Annotated in this window: 19 protein-coding genes; 9 read left to right on the top strand and 10 right to left on the bottom strand. The window is 36.7% G+C overall.

Features of this window, described 5'->3' with window-relative positions:
* The 9 genes from CQ022_RS22015 to CQ022_RS21975 form a co-directional block, all read right to left on the bottom strand.
* Entirely contained in the window at nt 1-801 is an 801-nt protein-coding gene (locus CQ022_RS22015; RefSeq protein ID WP_105684618.1) for an enoyl-CoA hydratase/isomerase family protein, read from the bottom strand.
* 142 nt (nt 802-943) lie between these two features.
* A complete protein-coding gene (gene paaD, locus CQ022_RS22010; protein ID WP_105684617.1) occupies nt 944-1,408 on the bottom strand; it encodes a 1,2-phenylacetyl-CoA epoxidase subunit PaaD in 465 nt (154 codons plus the stop codon).
* 3 nt (nt 1,409-1,411) lie between these two features.
* Nucleotides 1,412-2,221: an alpha/beta hydrolase gene (locus CQ022_RS22005; RefSeq protein WP_105684616.1), complete on the bottom strand. Its 810-nt coding sequence runs from the start codon at nt 2,219-2,221 to the stop codon at nt 1,412-1,414.
* 6 nt (nt 2,222-2,227) lie between these two features.
* Nucleotides 2,228-2,977 carry a 1,2-phenylacetyl-CoA epoxidase subunit PaaC gene (paaC, locus tag CQ022_RS22000; RefSeq protein ID WP_105684615.1) on the bottom strand — a complete coding sequence of 250 codons (750 nt, stop codon included), beginning with the start codon at nt 2,975-2,977 and terminating at the stop codon, nt 2,228-2,230.
* Nucleotides 2,978-3,049: 72 nt separating this feature from the next.
* On the bottom strand, nt 3,050-3,331 hold the full coding sequence (paaB, locus tag CQ022_RS21995; RefSeq protein WP_034679196.1) for a 1,2-phenylacetyl-CoA epoxidase subunit PaaB: 282 nt from the start codon (nt 3,329-3,331) through the stop codon (nt 3,050-3,052).
* Nucleotides 3,332-3,442: 111 nt separating this feature from the next.
* Entirely contained in the window at nt 3,443-4,381 is a 939-nt protein-coding gene (paaA, locus tag CQ022_RS21990) for a 1,2-phenylacetyl-CoA epoxidase subunit PaaA (protein WP_105684614.1), read from the bottom strand.
* A 77-nt stretch (nt 4,382-4,458) separates the two neighbouring features.
* Entirely contained in the window at nt 4,459-5,544 is a 1,086-nt protein-coding gene (locus CQ022_RS21985; protein ID WP_105684613.1) for a 2Fe-2S iron-sulfur cluster-binding protein, read from the bottom strand.
* Entirely contained in the window at nt 5,544-6,860 is a 1,317-nt protein-coding gene (locus tag CQ022_RS21980) for a phenylacetate--CoA ligase family protein (RefSeq protein WP_105684612.1), read from the bottom strand. Before CQ022_RS21980 ends, CQ022_RS21985 begins: the two co-directional genes overlap by 1 nt.
* Before the next feature lie 171 nt (nt 6,861-7,031).
* The gene (locus CQ022_RS21975; RefSeq protein ID WP_105684611.1) at nt 7,032-7,610 is read right to left on the bottom strand and encodes a TetR/AcrR family transcriptional regulator; all 579 of its coding nucleotides are present in this window, start codon (nt 7,608-7,610) and stop codon (nt 7,032-7,034) included.
* Between the two features lie 369 nt (nt 7,611-7,979).
* On the opposite strand from CQ022_RS21975, the gene clpB reads away from it, so the two are divergent.
* The 9 genes from clpB to CQ022_RS21935 all read left to right on the top strand — a co-directional run bounded on the left by clpB (nt 7,980) and on the right by CQ022_RS21935 (nt 17,859).
* Complete coding sequence (gene clpB / locus CQ022_RS21970) at nt 7,980-10,574, top strand: ATP-dependent chaperone ClpB (protein ID WP_105684610.1); 2,595 nt, start codon at nt 7,980-7,982, stop codon at nt 10,572-10,574.
* Between the two features lie 144 nt (nt 10,575-10,718).
* Nucleotides 10,719-10,871 (top strand): hypothetical protein, encoded by a 153-nt coding sequence (locus CQ022_RS23075; protein WP_165791721.1) that lies wholly within the window; start codon nt 10,719-10,721, stop codon nt 10,869-10,871.
* Between the two features lie 199 nt (nt 10,872-11,070).
* Nucleotides 11,071-11,601 carry a hypothetical protein gene (locus tag CQ022_RS21965; protein ID WP_105684609.1) on the top strand — a complete coding sequence of 177 codons (531 nt, stop codon included), beginning with the start codon at nt 11,071-11,073 and terminating at the stop codon, nt 11,599-11,601.
* Between the two features lie 27 nt (nt 11,602-11,628).
* The gene (locus CQ022_RS21960; protein ID WP_105684608.1) at nt 11,629-12,273 is read left to right on the top strand and encodes a hypothetical protein; all 645 of its coding nucleotides are present in this window, start codon (nt 11,629-11,631) and stop codon (nt 12,271-12,273) included.
* A gap of 32 nt (nt 12,274-12,305) precedes the next feature.
* Nucleotides 12,306-13,037 (top strand): sensor histidine kinase, encoded by a 732-nt coding sequence (locus CQ022_RS21955; RefSeq protein WP_228421859.1) that lies wholly within the window; start codon nt 12,306-12,308, stop codon nt 13,035-13,037.
* The gene (locus tag CQ022_RS21950; RefSeq protein ID WP_105684606.1) at nt 13,034-13,675 is read left to right on the top strand and encodes a response regulator transcription factor; all 642 of its coding nucleotides are present in this window, start codon (nt 13,034-13,036) and stop codon (nt 13,673-13,675) included. The genes CQ022_RS21955 and CQ022_RS21950 overlap by 4 nt, the downstream gene beginning before the upstream one ends.
* 249 nt (nt 13,676-13,924) lie before the next feature.
* Nucleotides 13,925-14,929, top strand: coding sequence for a zinc metalloprotease (locus CQ022_RS21945; protein WP_105684605.1), 1,005 nt, complete (start codon nt 13,925-13,927; stop codon nt 14,927-14,929).
* A 431-nt stretch (nt 14,930-15,360) separates the two neighbouring features.
* The gene (locus CQ022_RS21940; protein WP_105684604.1) at nt 15,361-16,374 is read left to right on the top strand and encodes a zinc metalloprotease; all 1,014 of its coding nucleotides are present in this window, start codon (nt 15,361-15,363) and stop codon (nt 16,372-16,374) included.
* Nucleotides 16,375-16,473: 99 nt separating this feature from the next.
* Nucleotides 16,474-17,859 (top strand): phosphatase PAP2 family protein, encoded by a 1,386-nt coding sequence (locus tag CQ022_RS21935; RefSeq protein WP_105684603.1) that lies wholly within the window; start codon nt 16,474-16,476, stop codon nt 17,857-17,859.
* Between the two features lie 34 nt (nt 17,860-17,893).
* Here CQ022_RS21935 and CQ022_RS21930 read toward each other — a convergent pair whose 3' ends face one another.
* Complete coding sequence (locus tag CQ022_RS21930; RefSeq protein ID WP_105684602.1) at nt 17,894-19,759, bottom strand: M1 family metallopeptidase; 1,866 nt, start codon at nt 19,757-19,759, stop codon at nt 17,894-17,896.
* Nucleotides 19,760-19,768: the final 9 nt, after the last annotated feature.

Raw genomic sequence — 19,768 nt, 5'->3', positions numbered from 1 at the left:
TTATTTTCCTTTATAATTAGGTTTTCTTTTTTGTAAAAAGGCATTTACTCCTTCAATGAAGTCTTCTGTACCTGCCGCTTCCTGCTGAAGATCTCCTTCCAGCTCAAGCTGTTCTTTCAGGGTATTGGTATAAGAATTGGCGAATGCTTTTTTTGTCAGCTTAATGGCTGCAGTAGGCATGTTTGCCATTCTTTCAAGTATTTCCATAGATTTTGGAACAAATTCTTCTTCAGTGAAAACTTCTGCTACAAGACCGTGAACTTTAGATTCTTCTGCTGATAATTTTTTACCCGTAAATGCTAAATAATTAGCCAACTGTCTACCTAAAAGCTTCGGTAAGAAGTAAGTTCCTCCTGTATCAGGAATTAAACCGATATTTGAAAATGCCTGAGCAAAATAGGCTTTCTCATTCGCTAAAACGAAATCAGAGATTAAAGCCAACATAGCTCCGGCACCTACTGCAGGTCCGTTTACTAAAGCAATAACCGGTTTTTTGCAACGGGTAACTTCCAGCACTAAAGGGTTATAATAGTCTACCACAATTTTTCTGATGATGTCATGATCGTGGTGCTCTTTGCCTACCACAAATGCTTCATCCAGATTCTGACCTGAGCAAAACGCTCTTCCTCTTCCGGAAATAGCAACACATCTTACCGTTTCGTCATCGCTGCATTCTTTAACAAAATCTCTAAGATCTGATAAAGCCGGCTTGGTAAGAGCGTTCATTGTTTCCGGTTGATTAAGATATGCGATTTTAAGCTTTCCGTCAAAATGCGTTTCAATATCAAGTTGTGTATACATAGTTTTTATTAATTTATTATTTAACAACGCACTAATTTAACAATATAAATCAATGTAACCGTCTAATAATTTGACAATCTAACAATTCCTTCGTTATGCTTTGCATAGCCGTAAAGTTTATTGCAGACAGATGGATAACTCATCAATGACATTTAAAATAATCAAATGGCTCCAGGCAATCTAAACACTGATAAGAAGCCTTACACAGGGTAGACCCAAATCTGCTGATCTGCTTGGTATGTTCGGAACCGCAACGCGGACATTTTTTCGGTTTTCCGATATGATGTTCGTCTGCCCCTTTTTCCGGAGGGGTGATTCCGTAAACACGAAGTTTTTCTCTTGCTTCATCAGTAATCCAGTCTGTTGTCCATATCGGGAACATTTTGGTTACTACTTTTGCTTCCCATCCGTTTTCTTTCATCATTTTGATAATATCCTCTTCAATGGTAAACATAGCGGGACAGGCAGAATAAGTAGGTGTAATGATCACTTCACAGGTATTTTCACCTGTAATCTGTGCCTCTCTTACAATTCCTAATTCTACAATATCAATCACGGGAATTTCCGGATCGGGAATGGTTTTTAATAAATCTAAAAGCTGATTCATATTTTATTTTTTATCAGAATCAAGAATCACATTCATTGCTTTCTGATAATCCAAATTATCTGTTATTCCGTTGTGATACTGATTTTTTAAGATAATCAGGCTATCCTCTTTTTTAAAATTATTTTTAAGTTTTAAAGATGCCTTATAGTGAATAACCTCATCTTTATCACCATGAAAAATAACTACTGGTGATTTAACGGTTTTTAAATATTCACCAGTCTCAAAATTATATTTCAGTAACAACTTCGGAAGAAATGAAAATTTTTGATTCATTTCATCTTCTATACTGTAATAAGGTGCCTGTAAAATCAATAATCTTGCGTTGTGCAATGATGCTAATTTTGCCGCTAATCCTGTTCCTACTGAATATCCTAAAATAATAATTTTGTTTTCCGGATATCTTTTCAAAAGTTCTTTATAAGCACTTTCAACGTCCGAAAAAAGCTGGTCTTTACTGTTAATTTTATCTTCACTTTTTCCGTAGCCCCGATAATCGAGTATCAATGTATTATAATTCATACTGCGATATAATTGTGCTACTTCTCCCCAACCTTTTATTGATCCTCCGTTTCCATGAAGATAAAAGATAACTCCTTTGGGATTCGGAGCTTTAAATAACACAGAGTTCAAATGCTTCCCATCCTTTGTTTTGATCGTTATTTCTTCAAAATTACCATCAAATTTAAATTGGTAGTTTTCCGGTAACTTTTCAGGATAAAAAATGATTTTCTCCTGATAGAAATAAACGGCAACACATAGTATCATATATGCTGCAAGAAAAAAAGCCAATATTCCAAGAAGCATCTTCTTCATAACTTATTACCAAGTACATCCAGGATACGCTCTCTGCATATACTGAAGCTCGCAAAGGATAAATCCGAAATATTCCGTGTGATATCCTGTTCTTGATTTTGGCTGCATGAAAGGATTTTCAGGATATTCTAACCCGAAATCTGCAAAATCTTTCTTTGTAACCGCAAGGAATTCTTCGTAAAGAGCGTCTGCATTGGGAGCAATATTTAAAGCAACAAGATCATCTTCGCCTTCTGTTTTAGCAAAAAGACCTTTTGTATACTCCCAGATATTTTCAATGGCTTTTACCAAACGTTCACGACTTTCTTCTGTTCCCTGAGCGAAGATTTTCATCCAGGAAGAAGCATGTGTGTAATGGTATCTGACTTCTTTTAAAGATTTTTGAGCAATCGCTGACAGCTCTTCATTCGCAGAGTTTGATAACGCTTCATACATCAGTTTCTGATATACAGCCAGCACATATACTTTAAGAATAGTCTGTGCATAATCTTCATTAGGAAGTTCTACCCAATGTGCATTGACGTATTCGTGTTCGTATCTTAAAAATGCGATATCATCTTCACTTTTACCATTGTCTATCACTCTTGAAGCGTACACATAAAAATTGTTTGCCTGTCCTAGCTCATCCAATGCAATATTTGTCAATGCAATATCTTCCTCCAGGTAAGGACCTTCACCGCACCATGCAGACAAACGCTGTCCCATAATGAAACTGTCGTCTGCTAGTTTTAATAAATAATTATATAATGGGTTCATTGTTTAATTTTTTGTAAAATGTAAAATGTCGGATGTACAATGTACTTTTTACAACGGACATTTTACAGAAGATTACATATTTTTTACATCGTTGGGGATATCGTAGAACGTTGGATGACGGTATAGTTTATCATCAGCCGGATCGAAGAAAGCTTCTTTATCAATCCCTTCCGAAGTCACAATATATTTGCTTGGAACAACCCAAACAGAAGTCCCTTCTTTTCTTCTTGTATAAACGTCTCTTGCATTTTGCAAAGCCATTTCTGCTGTTGGTGCCTGTACAATTCCAACATGTTTGTGAGATAATCCCGGTTTAGTCTGAATAAACACTTCCCACATATCTAAATTTGCCATAGTCAAATTAATTTAACAATGTATCGATGTACCAGTTTAATAATGAGATGCTTCGACAAGCTCAGCATGACAATGATTGTTACATTTCTACATTGGTATATTGTTACATTATTATATTACTTCTTTTTGTTGTTTCTCTGCAAAAGCTGCCGCTGCTTCTTTTACCCAAGAGTTTTCTCTTTGCGCTTTTCTCTTGGTTTCGATACGCTTCTTGTTGCAAGGTCCGTTTCCTTTTAAAATTTCCATGAATTCATCCCAGGGAAGTTCTCCAAAATCGTAATGCTGTCTTTCCTCGTTCCATTTCAGATCTTTATCAGGAATAGTTAATCCTAAGAATTCAGCCTGAGAAACGGTAACATCGATAAATCTCTGACGAAGGTTATCATTACTTTCTCTTTTTACTCTGTAATTCATAGAGATTTTAGAGTTTGGAGAGCTGTCATCGTTTGGTCCGAACATCATCAGAGCCGGCCACCAGAAACGATTTAATGAAGCCTGAGCCATTTCTTTCTGTTGTTTTGTACCACGGCACAGTGCCATTAAAATTTCATATCCCTGTCTTTGGTGGAAAGATTCTTCTTTACAGATTTTCACCATCGCTCTTGAATAAGGGCCATAAGAATTCCCCATCAGCATTACCTGATTCATAATAGCAGCACCATCTACCAACCAGCCGATAGCACCAATATCTGCCCAGCTTAGCGTGGGATAATTGAAAATACTTGAATATTTTGCTTTTCCTTCCAGCATATCATCATAAGTAGCATCTCTGTCTGCTCTGATGCTTCCGTCTCCTAAAGTTTCAGTGGCAGAATAAAGATATAAACCATGACCTGCTTCATCCTGAACTTTTGCCAGAAGAGCCATTTTTCTTCTCAATGAAGGTGCTCTGGAAATCCAGTTAGCTTCCGGCAGCATTCCTACAATTTCAGAATGTGCGTGCTGTGAAATCTGACGAACCAATAATTTTCTGTAATCATCTGGCATTACATCTTTTGGTTCTACTTTATTTTCTTCGTGAACGTATTGAACAAATTTTTCTAAGTCCATTTTTTTGTTTTTTGTACTAAAGTAAAATGTCGGTTGTACAATGTATTTTTGATATACGTTTTACATTTTACAAAAAATTAAACATCATAATTAAGCATCACCACATTGGTTGTTGGGTGACATTGGCAGGTAAGAACGAAGCCTCTGGCTACTTCTTCTTCGGTAAGTGCATAGTTTTTCTCCATGAAAACTTCTCCTTCTAAAACCTGCGCTTTACAGGTACAGCAAACGCCTCCTTTACATGCGAAAGGAACCGGAAGCTGATCTTTCAATGCTTTATCTAAGATACTCTCTTTTTTAGAATTAAGATGGAACGAATATTCATCATCATCAATGATTACCGTTACCATACTTTCAATATTGGCAATTGCTTTGAATTCATCACTCATTTCCTCCGTATTTTCTTCATCCGGAGCGGTGAAATATTCAAATAAAACCTGAATAGCAGGTACTTTTTTATCTTTTTTCAGATAATCCGCAATCCCTTTGATCATTTCTGAAGGCCCGCAAATAAAGTAAGTTGCTTCTTTGATGTCAATATCTGTATATCTTTCAAATAGCTGCTCCAGTTTTTCTGATGAAATTCTTCCTTCAAAAACAGGATCTTCATGTTTTTCACGGCTCACTAAATAAATAACTTTCAGTCTTCCGTTGAAATGTTCTACCAGTTTGTCGATCTCTGCTTTTCTTAAAACATGATTCATGCTTCTGTTGCTATAGAACAGGTAAGCAATACTTTTAGGTTCCTGATAAAGACTTTCTTTAATATTAGATAGCACCGGTGTAATTCCGCTTCCTGCCGCCAGACCAACATAAGTTTTTACATTTGTCGGGTGATAAGAGGTATTAAAACCACCCATCGGAGGCATCACTTCCAATACTTCATCCATGTGAAGATGCTCATTGAAATACCCGGATACCTTTCCGCCTTCAAGCAGTTTCACCAATACTTCCAGCGTATTGCCTTTTTCACTTGGGGCATTACAGATAGAGTAAGAACGTCTTTCTTCATTTCCGTTGATGATCATACGGAAATTCAGATACTGCCCTTGTTTGAACCTGAACTTATCTTTCAGTTCTTCAGGGATTTCCACCGCTACATTCACTGCCTCGGAGGTATCTTTCTGAACCTTAACTGTTTTAAGTTTATAAAATGAATTCATTATTTTTTTAGTATTCTATTAATTTTTCCACCTTCGCACTTCGGCAAACTATCCTGGGCATGAACTTTTACTTTCGTAGTAATCCCTACCCTCTTTTTGATTTCGTTTTCTATATTTTTTCCAAAGTTCCCGACAAAATTAAAATAATCATCGGTATTGGCGCTTATTTTCTGAGATTTCACCAGTTCATCATCTATTTCAACATCAATGTCCAGAGCAATACACATATGTTCTTTTTCCACAGGGGTCAAATAGTAGTTGGGAACCACTCCTTTTACATACGAAAAAGCATCTTCAATCTGACTTGGATACACATTTACTCCTCTTACAATCAGCATATCATCTGCTCTGCCGACAATGGGTTTCATTTTCACCATTGTTCTTTTCGCATTTTCATCGTAGTAAAGGCTTGTGATATCATTTGTCCAATATCGTAAAAGCGGCATTGCTTTTTTCGTTAAAGTAGTGATCACCAATACGCCTTCTTCCCCGAAAGGAACCGGCTGTTTGGTCACAGGATCTAAAATTTCTGGATAGAAATGATCTTCCCAGATATAACCTCCGCCTTTCTCTTCAAAATCCTCCATGGAAACTCCAGGCCCGATAATTTCACTCAATCCATAGATATTGGTTGCATGAACACCTAATCTTTCTTCGATATGACCTCTGATAATTTCCGTCCATGGTTCTGACCCTAATACCGCATATTTAAGGCTGATTTCGTCTGCAGAAATCCCTCTTCTGGCAAACTCATCGGCTATGGTTAAAGCATATGAAGGAGAACAGCAGATCACTTCCGGTTTAAAGTCTACAATCAGGTCTACCTGTCTTGCTGTCATACCTCCGGAAATAGGAAGCACGCTCATTCCCAGCATTTCGGCTCCGTAATGAAGACCTAAACCTCCTGTAAAAATCCCGTAGCCATAGGCATTATGCAGCTGCATTCCTGGCCTTGCACCTGCCGCATGTAAAGATCTGGCCACCACTTCACTGAAAAGATCTACGTCTTCTTTGGTATATCCTACCACAGTCGGTTTTCCTGTAGTTCCGCTTGAACAATGAATACGCTGAAGCTCACTTTTTGGAACGGTAAATAACCCGAACGGATAGTTATCTCTTAAATCCTGCTTGTAAGTAATAGGAAGTTTCGTGATATCTTCAATCGACCTTATATCCTGTGGAGATATTTGCAATTCATCAAATTTCTTTTTATAAAATTCCGACTTCTCTTCCAAATAGCTGATCAGGCTGATCAACCGGTCGGATTGAAGCTGTCTCAACTGACCCAGCTCCAGATATTCAACTGAAAAATCCATAAAACTAACTAACATTTGTTAGGTGTAAATTTAAAAAGATTTTACTAGCTGGCAAAATTTTTATGACTTTTGTCATATTTTGAATGATTCTAAATAACAGAATAAAAGCTAAAATGCTTATTTTGTAAAACGTATAATGTAAAATGTATTAAGATTCTATTTACCAAAAGCCTATGAATGCTGATTTCCAAGCAGACCAAAAAGAATTTTATCTCTGATCTCATCGGTAATTTCATCGGTAGAATCACTGCTTCTTTTGAACCAGAAGTATGAATTATTTAAAGTATGAAGAATAAATCTTGTAGTAAATGAAGGTGATTTCAGCTCCCATTTTTCTGCTTTGTAGATCTCAGAAATCAGTTCTTCAACTTCCTGCTGGTAGTTTTTTCTTAATTCTACAAATTCAGGAAGTCTTTCTTCAAGATGCCTCCACTCATTGGAATAGATATGGGTAACATCACGGTTTTTAAGAACAACCGAAAGGTGTTTATCCAAAAGCAGATTCAGTTTTTCCCTGGGTGCAATATCCGTATTTTTTACTTCCTGAAGCTCATCGAAAAATTCCTGAGCAATGCCAAAACAGATCCATTCCAAAATTTCTTCCTTTGAACGGATATGTGCATACAGTGATGCTGCCTTGATATTGAGTTTCGTAGCCAGATCTCTTACCGAGCTTCCCATATAGCCCTTCTCTTTGAAAAGTTCTACTGCTACGTCTAGTATTTTTCTCTGTTTTTCTTTTAGTTCCATCTGGTAAAATGCAAAAGTAACTATTCTGATTTAAACTGCTTATTTTTTGATCATAAAAAGCAAAAGACTCTTCAATTTCAGTTTGATGATCGAATTATTTTACCCGATTCTGACTATTTGTTCATGGATTTCAAAGAAATAATTACGAAATCGGAAATTTTGTCAAGTTAAATTTCCGTTAAAAATACAATATCCGGAAAATTTGTCCTATTTTTTTGTAAATTTAATAATTGAACAGTTTTTGCGATACAGTCATCGAATAAATGATTAAATAATTGATGGCATTAAGAAACTGAGCCTTAAAATTTGGTTTCTTGATGTTTTTTAAAGCTAAACTTAATATTAACCATTACCAAAAATATAAAAGATATGAACTTAAACCAATATACTGTAAAATCACAGGAAGCCATCCAGGCAGCACAACAGATTGCTATGGAGCTGGGCAATCAAAGTATTGAACCACAACATCTCCTTGAAGGAATCTTCCAGGTGGATGAAAATATATCGCCTTTCTTATTAAAGAAATCTGAAGCAGATGCCAACTTAGTAAGAGAGCGCAACCGTGAAAATTTAGAAAAACTTCCAAAAGTACAGGGAGGCAACATTTATCTTTCACAATCTGCCAACAAAGTATTGCTGGATGCACCCAATATCGCTAAAAAGATGGGTGACGAATATGTAACGATTGAACATTTATGGTTATCTCTTCTGGAAACCAGTTCTGAAGTATCCAAAATGCTGAAAGATATGGGAGTAACTAAAAACCTACTGGAAGGCGCTATCAAAGAATTAAGAAAAGGAAGTAAGGCAACTTCTGCAAGCTCAGAAGAAACCTATCAGTCTTTAAATAAATATGCTAAGAACTTCAACGAGCTGGCAGCAGAAGGGAAACTGGATCCTGTAATCGGGCGAGATGAAGAAATCAGAAGGGTTTTACAAATCCTTTCCAGAAGAACTAAAAACAATCCAATCTTAATTGGGGAACCGGGCGTAGGTAAAACAGCAATTGCTGAGGGAATTGCCCACAGAATCATCAGTGGTGATGTTCCGGAAAACCTTATGGATAAAACCTTATTCTCATTGGATATGGGAGCATTGATCGCCGGAGCAAAATACAAAGGTGAGTTTGAAGAGCGTTTGAAATCTGTAGTGAATGAGGTGATCAAATCTGACGGACAGATTATTCTTTTCATTGATGAGATCCATACTTTAGTAGGAGCCGGTGGTGGTGAAGGAGCAATGGATGCTGCCAACATTTTAAAACCTGCTTTAGCTAGAGGAGAATTAAGAGCGATAGGAGCCACTACGCTGAATGAATACCAAAAATATTTTGAAAAAGATAAGGCCTTGGAAAGACGTTTCCAGAAAGTAATGGTGGAAGAACCGGATACTGAATCTGCAATTTCTATCCTTCGTGGTATTAAAGATAAATATGAAGCTCACCATAAAGTAAGAATTAAAGATGAAGCAATTATTGCTGCGGTGGAAATGTCTCAAAGATATATTTCAGACCGTTTTTTACCGGACAAAGCGATTGACCTTATTGATGAGGCTTCCGCAAAACTGAGAATGGAAATCAATTCAAAGCCTGAAGAACTGGACGTTCTGGACAGAAAATTAATGCAGCTGGAAATTGAATTAGCAGCCATTTCAAGAGAAGGAAATCAGACAAAAATTGATCACCTGAAGGAAGATATTGCAAAAATTTCTGAACAAAGAAATGAGATCAATGCCAAATGGCTGAAAGAAAAACAGAAAAGTGAAGATCTTACCCAGATCAAAAAAGATATTGAATCTCTGAAACATGAAGCAGAAAGAGCTTCCAGAGCCGGAGATTATGCCAAAGTAGCGGAAATCCAATACGGAAAACTCCGTGAAAAAGAAGAAGAACTCACCAAGATGGAGCTTGAAATGCAGAACCATCAGAATGAGCTGATCAAAGAAGAGGTTACGGCCGAAAACATCTCTGAAGTAATTGGCAAATGGACAGGTATTCCTGTAACCAAGTTACTGCAGTCTGAAAGAGATAAATTATTGAATCTTGAATCTGAGTTACACCACAGAGTGGTAGGACAAGATGAAGCTATTCAAGCGGTTGCGGATGCTATCAGAAGAAACAGAGCCGGATTAAGCGATGATAAGAAACCTATTGGTTCATTCTTATTCCTGGGAACAACCGGAGTAGGTAAAACCGAACTGGCAAAAGCATTGGCGGAATTCTTATTCGATGATGAAAACAATATGACCAGAATTGATATGAGTGAATATCAGGAGCGTCACAGTGTTTCAAGATTGGTAGGAGCGCCTCCGGGATATGTAGGATATGATGAAGGCGGGCAGCTGACCGAAGCCGTAAGAAGAAGACCTTATTCCGTAGTACTTCTGGACGAGATTGAAAAAGCACATCCAGATGTTTTCAACACCTTACTTCAGGTTTTGGATGATGGACGTTTGACAGATAATAAAGGGCGTGTAGTGAATTTCAAAAATTCAATTATCATTATGACCTCGAATTTAGGTTCTCACCTTATTCAGGAAAATTTTGAGAATCTTACGGAGGAAAACCAGGATGAAATTGTGGATAAAACAAAAGATGAAGTTTTTGATCTTTTAAAACAAACTCTACGTCCGGAATTCCTGAACAGAATTGATGAAATTGTACTGTTCCAGCCCTTAAGAAAAAAAGAAATCGGAAAAATCGTTCAGTATCAGTTGAGAGGATTCAATGAAATGTTATCGAAACGAAACATCATCATGACGTTCACTCAGGATGCCGTAGATTATCTGATGGAAAAAGGATATGATCCTGCTTTTGGAGCAAGACCATTGAAAAGAGTAATCCAACAGGAAGTATTAAATAAACTTTCTAAAGAAATTCTTGCAGGAACTGTAAACGATGGAGACAGAATCACGCTGGATTATTTTGTAGAAACAGGTTTGGTTTTCAGACCTACTGAGCAATAAAATAGTTTTTTTCATATACATTATTTTTGTGAATAAGTGCTGTAGAATAATCTGCAGCACTTATTTTTTTCTGTTTTTTCCTTTATTAGTGAAATATTGGTATATTTACGATACCAATCAACTAATAACTAAAACAAAATCAGTATGAAAAAGTTAAAAAGAAATGAATTAAAAAAAATTGGAGGCGGAGTCATTCAATCCATGGTAGCCTGTGACGAGTACTGGAACTGCCCCATCGGTCTTTGCTGCACTGCAGGACTGATCTGCAGGGATCCAAAACATTACGGATGCATTTAATTAATATAAACGGAGATTTTCTCCGTTTTTTTTATGGGCTGAATCAGCGTCTCCTTCCTGCAAAATCTTTATCCTACCTATACAATCCGTAAAAACACGGTAAAAATAACAGGGTAATTCCCAATTCATGAATACATTTTGTAGAATATTTTTTACGAGATTTGCATATTAATTGAGTTTTACCGTAAAACACTAAGCTATGAATACAGAATCAAATAACCCACTACAACCTGGGATCATGTCAAACAGTCTTATCCAGGCTCTGATCGACAATTACCGTCAAAATCATCTAAGTGCTATTAATACCACTTTGGGAATAGAAGACGCACATTCCATTTGGTTTGATCTTCCTAAATTAAAAAGCTTTATTGCAAAAATCGAAGAAGAAGCTGCGAAAGTAAATCCGGCAACCTCTCAAGAAGACCTTGGAATCAGATTTTATTATGCAACTTATCCGAAAGCAGAAAACTGGTCTATGATGGATTCTCATCCTGTTCCTGCGGAATATGCAGGAAAACATACACTGGTAATGATTCCTACTCTGAAAAAAACAAATGAAACAGGAGAGTTTCACGATTATGATTTCAATCCTTTCCAGAATGCTGGAGGAAGTTCTTTAGCATTAAATTTTCTCTCTGCCAAAGGTGCCGGAGAAGATGATGATGATACTCTCGGAGAGAATAACGGAGTCCTTATTCCACCAAAAACACCTATAGGCGAGTCTTTCTAATTGTAATATATATACTTAACACACTGTATGACAGAGTTCCAGGAATTTGCACAAAAAAGTCTGCTTTGGGCTGAAGGACTTGCTGCAGTCATCGCTCTTTTCCACTATAACCGTTTAAAAGGACAACATTGGAAGTTTTTTGTGTTTTATCTGGTATTTATTTTTCTTGGGGAAGCGTATGGTAAATGGGGAAGTTTTGTCCATTTTACTAAAGCTCAGTATTATAACTACCTTTTAATGCCGATCCAGTTTATATTTTTTTACTGGTTATATGCTGCAAAATCTTTGGGAAAGCCCAAATTATTTTGGATCATATCCATTTTATATCTCCTTTCATTTATTCCCAATGAATTATATTTTGCCAAAAGTAAAATTGTATTTGCTTTCAACTATACGTTTGGCTGTCTTATTCTGATGCTTTTGGTCATAATGGAGTATTACAAACAAATTACTTCACAAGAGATTCTCAATTTCAATAAAAACAAAATGTTTTATATTAATCTTGGGATTACGCTATCTTATATAGGAACATTACCTTTTATGGCATTTTTATCACTTCTGGTAAAATACAAGGAAATTTGGGACATGTATTTCAGTTATTTTCTACTCTCAGTTTCAGTGATGTATATCTTATTTGCAAGTTCATTTATATGGGGAAAACAGAGCTCTTAATAATTATCATTCTATTCAACATACTTTTTGTAATGTTTGTAACCGCGGTATTGGTATATATCCGAAGTTACAGACAGCGCAAAAAAGAATACCTGAATGAAATCGAGATGAAAAATGAAATTCATCAGAGAGAGCTCCTGGCTACCCAATTGGAAATCCAGCAGGCTACCATGCAGCAGATCGGCAGGGAACTGCATGACAACATTGGCCAAAAGCTTACCCTGGTAAGTCTCTATATACAGCAGATGCTGTATGAAAATAAAGTATCCGAAGCAAGTGAAAGAATTGATCAGGTTTCCCAGATTATTAATCAATCTCTACAGGATCTTCGAAGCCTGTCTAAAACATTAACGGATGACAATATCAACCAGAAGGAAATTGTAACGCTGATACAGGAAGAAGTAGATAACACCAATTCCTTTAAAAAATGTCATGTAAGTTTTGAGCACAATTTTAAACAACTGGATTTAGGTTTTGTTCATAAAAATGTCCTTCTGAGAATTACTCAGGAGTTTATTCAGAACAGTATAAAACATTCCCGCTGTAAAAATATTCTTATCAGCCTGAATACTTCCGAAGATATTCTTTGGGAACTTAATATTCAAGATGACGGAATCGGATTTGATACCTCAGAAATCAAATCCAACGGAATAGGTTTGACCAATATGAAAAACAGAGCTGAAATCATAGGAGCACGTTTTCATATGGAAAGCCAGGAAAATAAGGGAACTCAAATCAATATTATCTTAAAAAAACAGTCATGAAAAAAACTATTGTAATTGTTGACGACCATATACTTATTGCAAAAGCCCTGGAAGGGATTATTGGTAATTTCAGTGAATTTGAAGTAATCTATGTAAGTGAAAACGGAAAAGACCTCATCCAAAAATTTGAAGAAGGCAATGCAATTCCCGATATTATTCTCCTGGATATCAGTATGCCGATTATGGATGGTTTTGAAACCGCAGTCTGGCTTACAAAAAATCATCCTGATGTTAAAATTATGGCACTCAGTATGCAGGGAGACGACAACAGTGTGATTAAGATGATCAAAAGCGGCGCAAAAGGTTATCTTCTAAAAAATACCCATCCAAGAGATCTGGAAACTGCTCTCACCCGACTCAACAGTGATGGTTTCTTTTATCCGGACTGGGCTTCCAAAATCATATTCTCTAATCTTAATAAAGAAACAGAATCTGAGATTGCCATAAAAATTTCCGACAGAGAAAAAGAATTCCTGAAATATACCGTAACGGAACTCAGCTATAAGGAAATTGCAGACAGAATGTGCTGCAGCCCAAGAACAGTGGAAAGCTACCGTGATCAGCTTTGTGAAAAACTGGATCTGAAAACCCGTGTAGGACTGGCTGTTTTTGCCATTAAAAATGGTTTTGCAAATTAAGTTTTTTATCATTAAAAATTCTTATAAAAGTAAATTTAAGCGAAAAGTATTAATGCAAAACAAATAAAATCAAAAAACACATTAGTGAATTTTATTAAATTGATTAAAATTCAATACATTTTTAAAAACATTGAATTAAAACCAACAAACAACAATAAAACATAATGATTCTTTAAAGAAATTTAAAAAACACTTGCATATCAATTTCAAATAATATAATTTCACATCCTCAACCTAAATGATTTTGATATGAAAAAACTATTATTTGGAGCTTTTATGCTCAGTGTAATGGCTGCGTGTAACAATGACAGCATCACCAATCAAAACGAAAACACAACTGACGAACCTATAACTTCTGCCAGTTTAGCTCAAAGAGGCTGTGCTTCTGAGGAAATCAGACAGGAAGCATTGAAAAAAAGTCCTGAACTTCAACAAAGATTTGCTGCACTGGAAACCAATACAGAGAAATTTGCCAATGATCTGAAATTCGGAAAAGTTCTTGCAGACGGTACTGTAGAAATTCCGGTGGTGGTAAATGTTATATACAAAACTACAGCTGAAAACGTTTCTGATGCAAGAATTGCTGAGCAGATTTCGGTACTGAATGCCGACTATTCAGGGACTAACAGCGATGCCAACAAAATTCCTACTGAATTCCAGACCGTAAGTTCCGGGGATACAAAAGTAAAATTCAGATTGGTAAACACCGTTAGAAAATCCACTTCAAAAACAAGCTGGGCCACTAATGATGATATGAAAAAAGCCTCTAAAGGAGGAATTGATGCCACTAACCCTACCAATTATCTAAATTTATGGGTTGTAGGCAAAATGACCAGTCAGGGCCGCACAATTCTTGGATATGCCACTTTCCCGGAATCTTCAGGATTATGGAACGACGGTGTTGTAATAGCCGCTCCATATTTCGGAAAAACGGGAGCTTCATCTCCTTTCAACCTGGGAAGAACAGCAACGCATGAAGTAGGTCATTACTTAAACTTAAGACATATCTGGGGAGATGCTAATTGCGGAAATGACCAGGTAAGTGATACTCCTACGCAGACTACTGCCAATTACGGAAAACCTTCTTATCCACTTTACAACACTTGTAGTGGTGTACAAAGATCTGTAATGTTTATGAACTACATGGATTATGTAGATGATGCAGCAATGTTTATGTTCTCTGCAGGACAAAAAACAAGAATGCAGTCTGTTGTAGCCTCTTCTGGTGCAAGATCAGGATTGAGAGTGTACTAAAATAAAATTTTTTATATAATTTAAATCTATCTCAGCTTTGAGATAGATTTTTTTATGTTTATACTTTACTTAAACTTCAGGAATATAACAATAAAAGGTATTAAAACCATAAATCCTACAGGAGTACTGAAGAGAATAGGATAAGAAATCTCCCGCTTTTAAAGATCATTCATAACCTGCTTTAATGTAAAAAATATTCTACAAATAATAGAAAAACAATAAAATTATTTACATTTAAAATACACTTAAATGTGAAATATAAAACAAATAAATAAAATTAACTAAAATTCAACACAATGTTATTTTATTTGATTTTAATTCAAGTAAAATAATGATAATTTAAACATTTATCAAACATTTTAAGAAAAACCTTGCATATTAATTTCAAATAATATAATTTCACACCCTCAACCAAATTATATTATAACGATATGAAAAAATTCCTATTTGGAGCCCTAGTTCTGGGCTTTATGTCGGCGTGTAACACTGACAGCCTAACCAATCAAAACGAAGCGTCTATGGACCAGGAAGCTTCTGCTCCAAGCGCCTTTAAAAAATCCTGTCCTTCTGAAGAATTGAGGGCTAAAATGTTACAAAAAGATCCTTCATTACGCTTAAAAGCAGAAGAAATCGAATCACGCACTCAAAGCTTTATCAATGACCTGAAAGTGGGAAAAGTTCTTGCAGATGGAACAGTTGAAATCCCGGTTGTTTTTAATGTAATCTATAACACTTCTACGCAAAATGTTTCTGATGCAAGAATTGCAGAGCAAATTGCTGTACTCAATGCTGACTATGGAGGAACGAATTCTGACGTTACAAAAATTCCTTCTGCATTTCAGCCTTCAGCAGCAGGCGATGTAAAAATCCGTTTCAAATTAGTGGCAACCAACCGCAAGCAGAGCACAAAAACAGGCTGGAGATCTGATCTTGAACAGATGAAAAAAGCCAGTACAGGAGGGATTGACGCTACTGATGTAACTAAAAATATGAATATTTGGGTTGTCAATTCAATACTTGACGAAAACAACCAGCCTGGAACTTTAGGCTACGCTTATTACCCAGAAAATGCAGGACAATGGTATGACGGTCTTGTAATAGGTTACCAGTACATAGGAAAAACGGGTGCTTCTGCTCCGTTCAACCTGGGAAGAACTGTAACACATGAAGTAGGACATTACCTAAACCTTCCGCACCTTTGGGGATCTTCTGATGCAGGATGCCAGACAGATTACTCTAATGACACTCCTACTTCTCCCGGCCCTAACTACGGTAATCCTACCTATCCTCTAAACAGAGTTTGTGGAGGAGTAAGCCGCTCTCAGATGTTCATGAACTATATGGATTATGTAGATGACAAATCTATGTTTATGTTCTCCGCTAATCAAAAAACAAGAATGCAGGCTGTAGTAGCAGCATCCGGACCTAGAGCTGGATTAAGATAATTAGCCGCATATTATAAAAGAAATAAAAATAGTCTATCTCAATTATTGGGATAGATTTTTTTAATATTTTTACGCGACATAAATTTCAACACCACAACGATGAAAAAAATTGCATTAGCATCAGGAATACTGTTGCATTTATACTGTATTAAAGCACAAGATACCATCCCATCCAGAAATCTCAAGGAAGACCTAGCACTCATTAATTCAGGATATACTATTCAGGAGAAAACTCCTTTTTTCCAAAAAGAATGGGTAAAAAAATCAGTAGCCCCAGCCCTTCTTTTTACTGCAGCCGCTGCCACATGGGGGCAAAAAGAGAATATCCGTGAGGTAAGAAACCGATACCTTCCCAACTTCAAAGTCAAATATGATGATTATCTGCAATATGCTCCTGCTGTAGCCGTTTACGGATTAAAATTAGCCGGTGTAAAAGGTAGAAATAATATTGGAAGAGCAACCTTATCTTATGGGACAAGCTTAGCTATTATGGCTATTTTAGTTAATTCTATCAAATATACAGCAAAAGTGGAACGTCCGGATGGATCCAACAACAACTCTTTTCCCTCAGGACATACGGCTATGGCATTTACCAATGCCAGTTTTCTTCACAAGGAATATGGCATCGTAAACCCTGCCTACAGCATTGCAGGATATGGTTCTGCCACCATTACTGGACTTGGACGAAATTTAAATAACAGACACTGGGTTCCCGATATTCTTGCCGGTGCCGGTATCGGAATTATATCTACAGAACTCGGATATTTTTTTATTGATAAGATCTATAAAAATAAAGGAGATAATTTAAGTATCTTATCAAGAATACAAGGAAATGATTATCCCTCTTTTCTTGCCCTAAAGTCTGGTATTGCACTGGGAACAACCAACTTCCTGAGAGAATCTGAACTGGATGACAAAAAACAAAACGGTTTTGAGGGCGGATTGGAAGGCGCTTATTTCTTTTCAAAAAAATGGGGTGTGGGTGCAGATATAACTTTCAGCAGCTTCCCTATCAAATCTCAAAGAATAGCCTTTGATGACGGGCAGGATTTTGGCAACCACGAATTAAAAACACAATCCATGGGATTCCTGTCTGCAGGTATTGGCCCTTATTTGTCTCATGAATTCTCGCCTAACTGGCATCTTACTTTAAAGCTTATCGGAGGATATGCCGCCACTGCAAGTGGAAAAGTATTTTTAAAAGGGGATGAAATAGATGCTCCTAATCATGAACTTCAGATAGCCAAATATAAGCCTAAACCAGCTTTCCGCTGGAATACAGGTGCTTCCATGACCTACAAGTTCAATCCGGGAGTAGGTCTTACTTTTTATACGGATTACAATCAAATCAATTCTACGATCACTTATCAATTTAGTGATGATGTGAAGGGCAGTGAGGAACTGGATCAGGAACTTAACAACATGATTGCTAAAGAAAAAATCAGTTATATTACATTAGGTTTAAGATTAACCGCCTATTTTTAAAATACAAAAGCCTTCAGAACTGAAGGCTTTTCCTTTATAATTTTTTGTAGTTATCTTCCGGGGTATAGTCCATAAAGAGATCTCCATCCAACTGTACTGATTTTACTTTCTTCTTAATAGGAATTACCAGATCAGTAAGTTTCTGATCTTTTTCCCAGACAGAAGGTGAGAAATGCAGTTTTTCTGTGGTTCCATCTTCATATGCCAGTATTGCATCAAACGGAATGGCAAATCCACCTACGTTGACAACGTTTACGGTAAGCATATCATTCATCTGGGATGCTGCTCTTACTTTTAAATCAATATAATTATTGGTATAAAACCAATTCTGGAAGAACCAGTTCAGATTTTTTCCTGAGCCTGTATTCATAGAATTGAAATAATCCCATGGAACCGGATGTTTCCCATTCCAGTTGTCCATGTAGTGATGTAATGCTTTTTTGAATAATTCATCTCCCAAATAATCTTTCAGAGCCAGATAAGACAAAGAAGATTTCACATAGGAATTGTTTCCATATCCTGCTCCACTCACCTGGGTACTCATTGTAATAACGGGCTGATCCTGTTCGGCAGATGCATCATTAATCCATCTTTTAACACGGAAGTTTTTATAAAATTCCGTGGCAGCAGCTTCTCCGTTTTCATCAATTCCGATCAGATATTCCAGCGTGGTAGCCCATCCTTCATCCATGAATGCATATCTCGTTTCGTTGATTCCCATATAAAAAGGGAAATAGGTATGAGCAATTTCATGATCTGCAGTCAGTCTTGCATCCTGAAGATCATCAGGAATACTGGTATCATTGATCATCATTGGATATTCCATATCTGCATATCCCTGGATAGCTGTCATTACATTGTAAGGATATTCTACGCCCGGCCAGTTTTTCGAGAACCAATCCAGATTATAGCGCATCCAGTCTACATAATGTTCAAAATCTTTAGCTCCTGATTTATATCCGGCCTGAACGCTGGCTCTTTTTGTTTTTAACTGCACGCTGGCAGCATCCCAAACATAATGGTTGCTCATCGCAAAACAAAAATCTGTAATATGACTGGCTTTAAACTTCCAGACATTCCATTTATTCTGCTTTGTTACTTTTCCGGACTTCATTTCCTGCTCTGTAGCAACATGCATCAGCTTGTCACTTTTTAAGGAAGCTTTATATCTTTTTAAATATTCCGGCTGAAGTACAGCTTCCGGATTCAGAAAATCTCCGGTAGCCCAAACTACATAATTTTTGGGTGCCGTGATGGCAAAACTATAATCATTAAAATCATTATAAAACTCCTGCCTGTCTGAGTGCTGAAGCATATCCCATCCATTGTAATCATCATATACGGAAATTCTTGGAAAAGAATAGGCCACGTAGAATGTTTCAGGATCAATCTGCCCTTCTCTTCCACTCTGTACTGACAATGGATACTCCCATTCTATTTTAACCTCAGCTTTCGACTTAGCTTTTAAAGCTGATTTTAATTTTACTTTTTCAACGGTACTCCAGTCGTCACTGTCGATATCATATTTTACGTTGTTTACGATAAAAGATTTAATCTTTAGCCCAGACGACAGAAAATCTTTGGATACAAATCCTGATCTTGGCGACTGTGGCTTGTGAAGATTATTGACAAATCGTATCGCAAGTTCATTAAGATTATCGGGGCTGTTGTTGGTATAAACAATGGTTTCTTTTCCAGAAACCACCTTTGTACCGGCATCCACTTTCACCTCTACATTATACACTCCTTTATTCTGCCAGTAGTTTTTACCTGGTGCACCGGAGATGTCACGTGTTCCTGTTTCATATGCTTTTTTGATATTCCTCGGCATATACAATTCCTGAGCTGACAATTGCAGTAAAGAAACTGCCATCAGCATTCCGGAAAAAATTTTCTTCATAGCGATCTT

The sequence above is a fragment of the Chryseobacterium culicis genome, assembly GCF_002979755.1.
In the GTDB taxonomy this organism is placed as follows: domain Bacteria; phylum Bacteroidota; class Bacteroidia; order Flavobacteriales; family Weeksellaceae; genus Chryseobacterium; species Chryseobacterium culicis_A.
The sequence above is the reverse complement of the archived record's forward strand: the minus strand, read 5'-3'. Positions and strand labels throughout refer to the sequence as shown.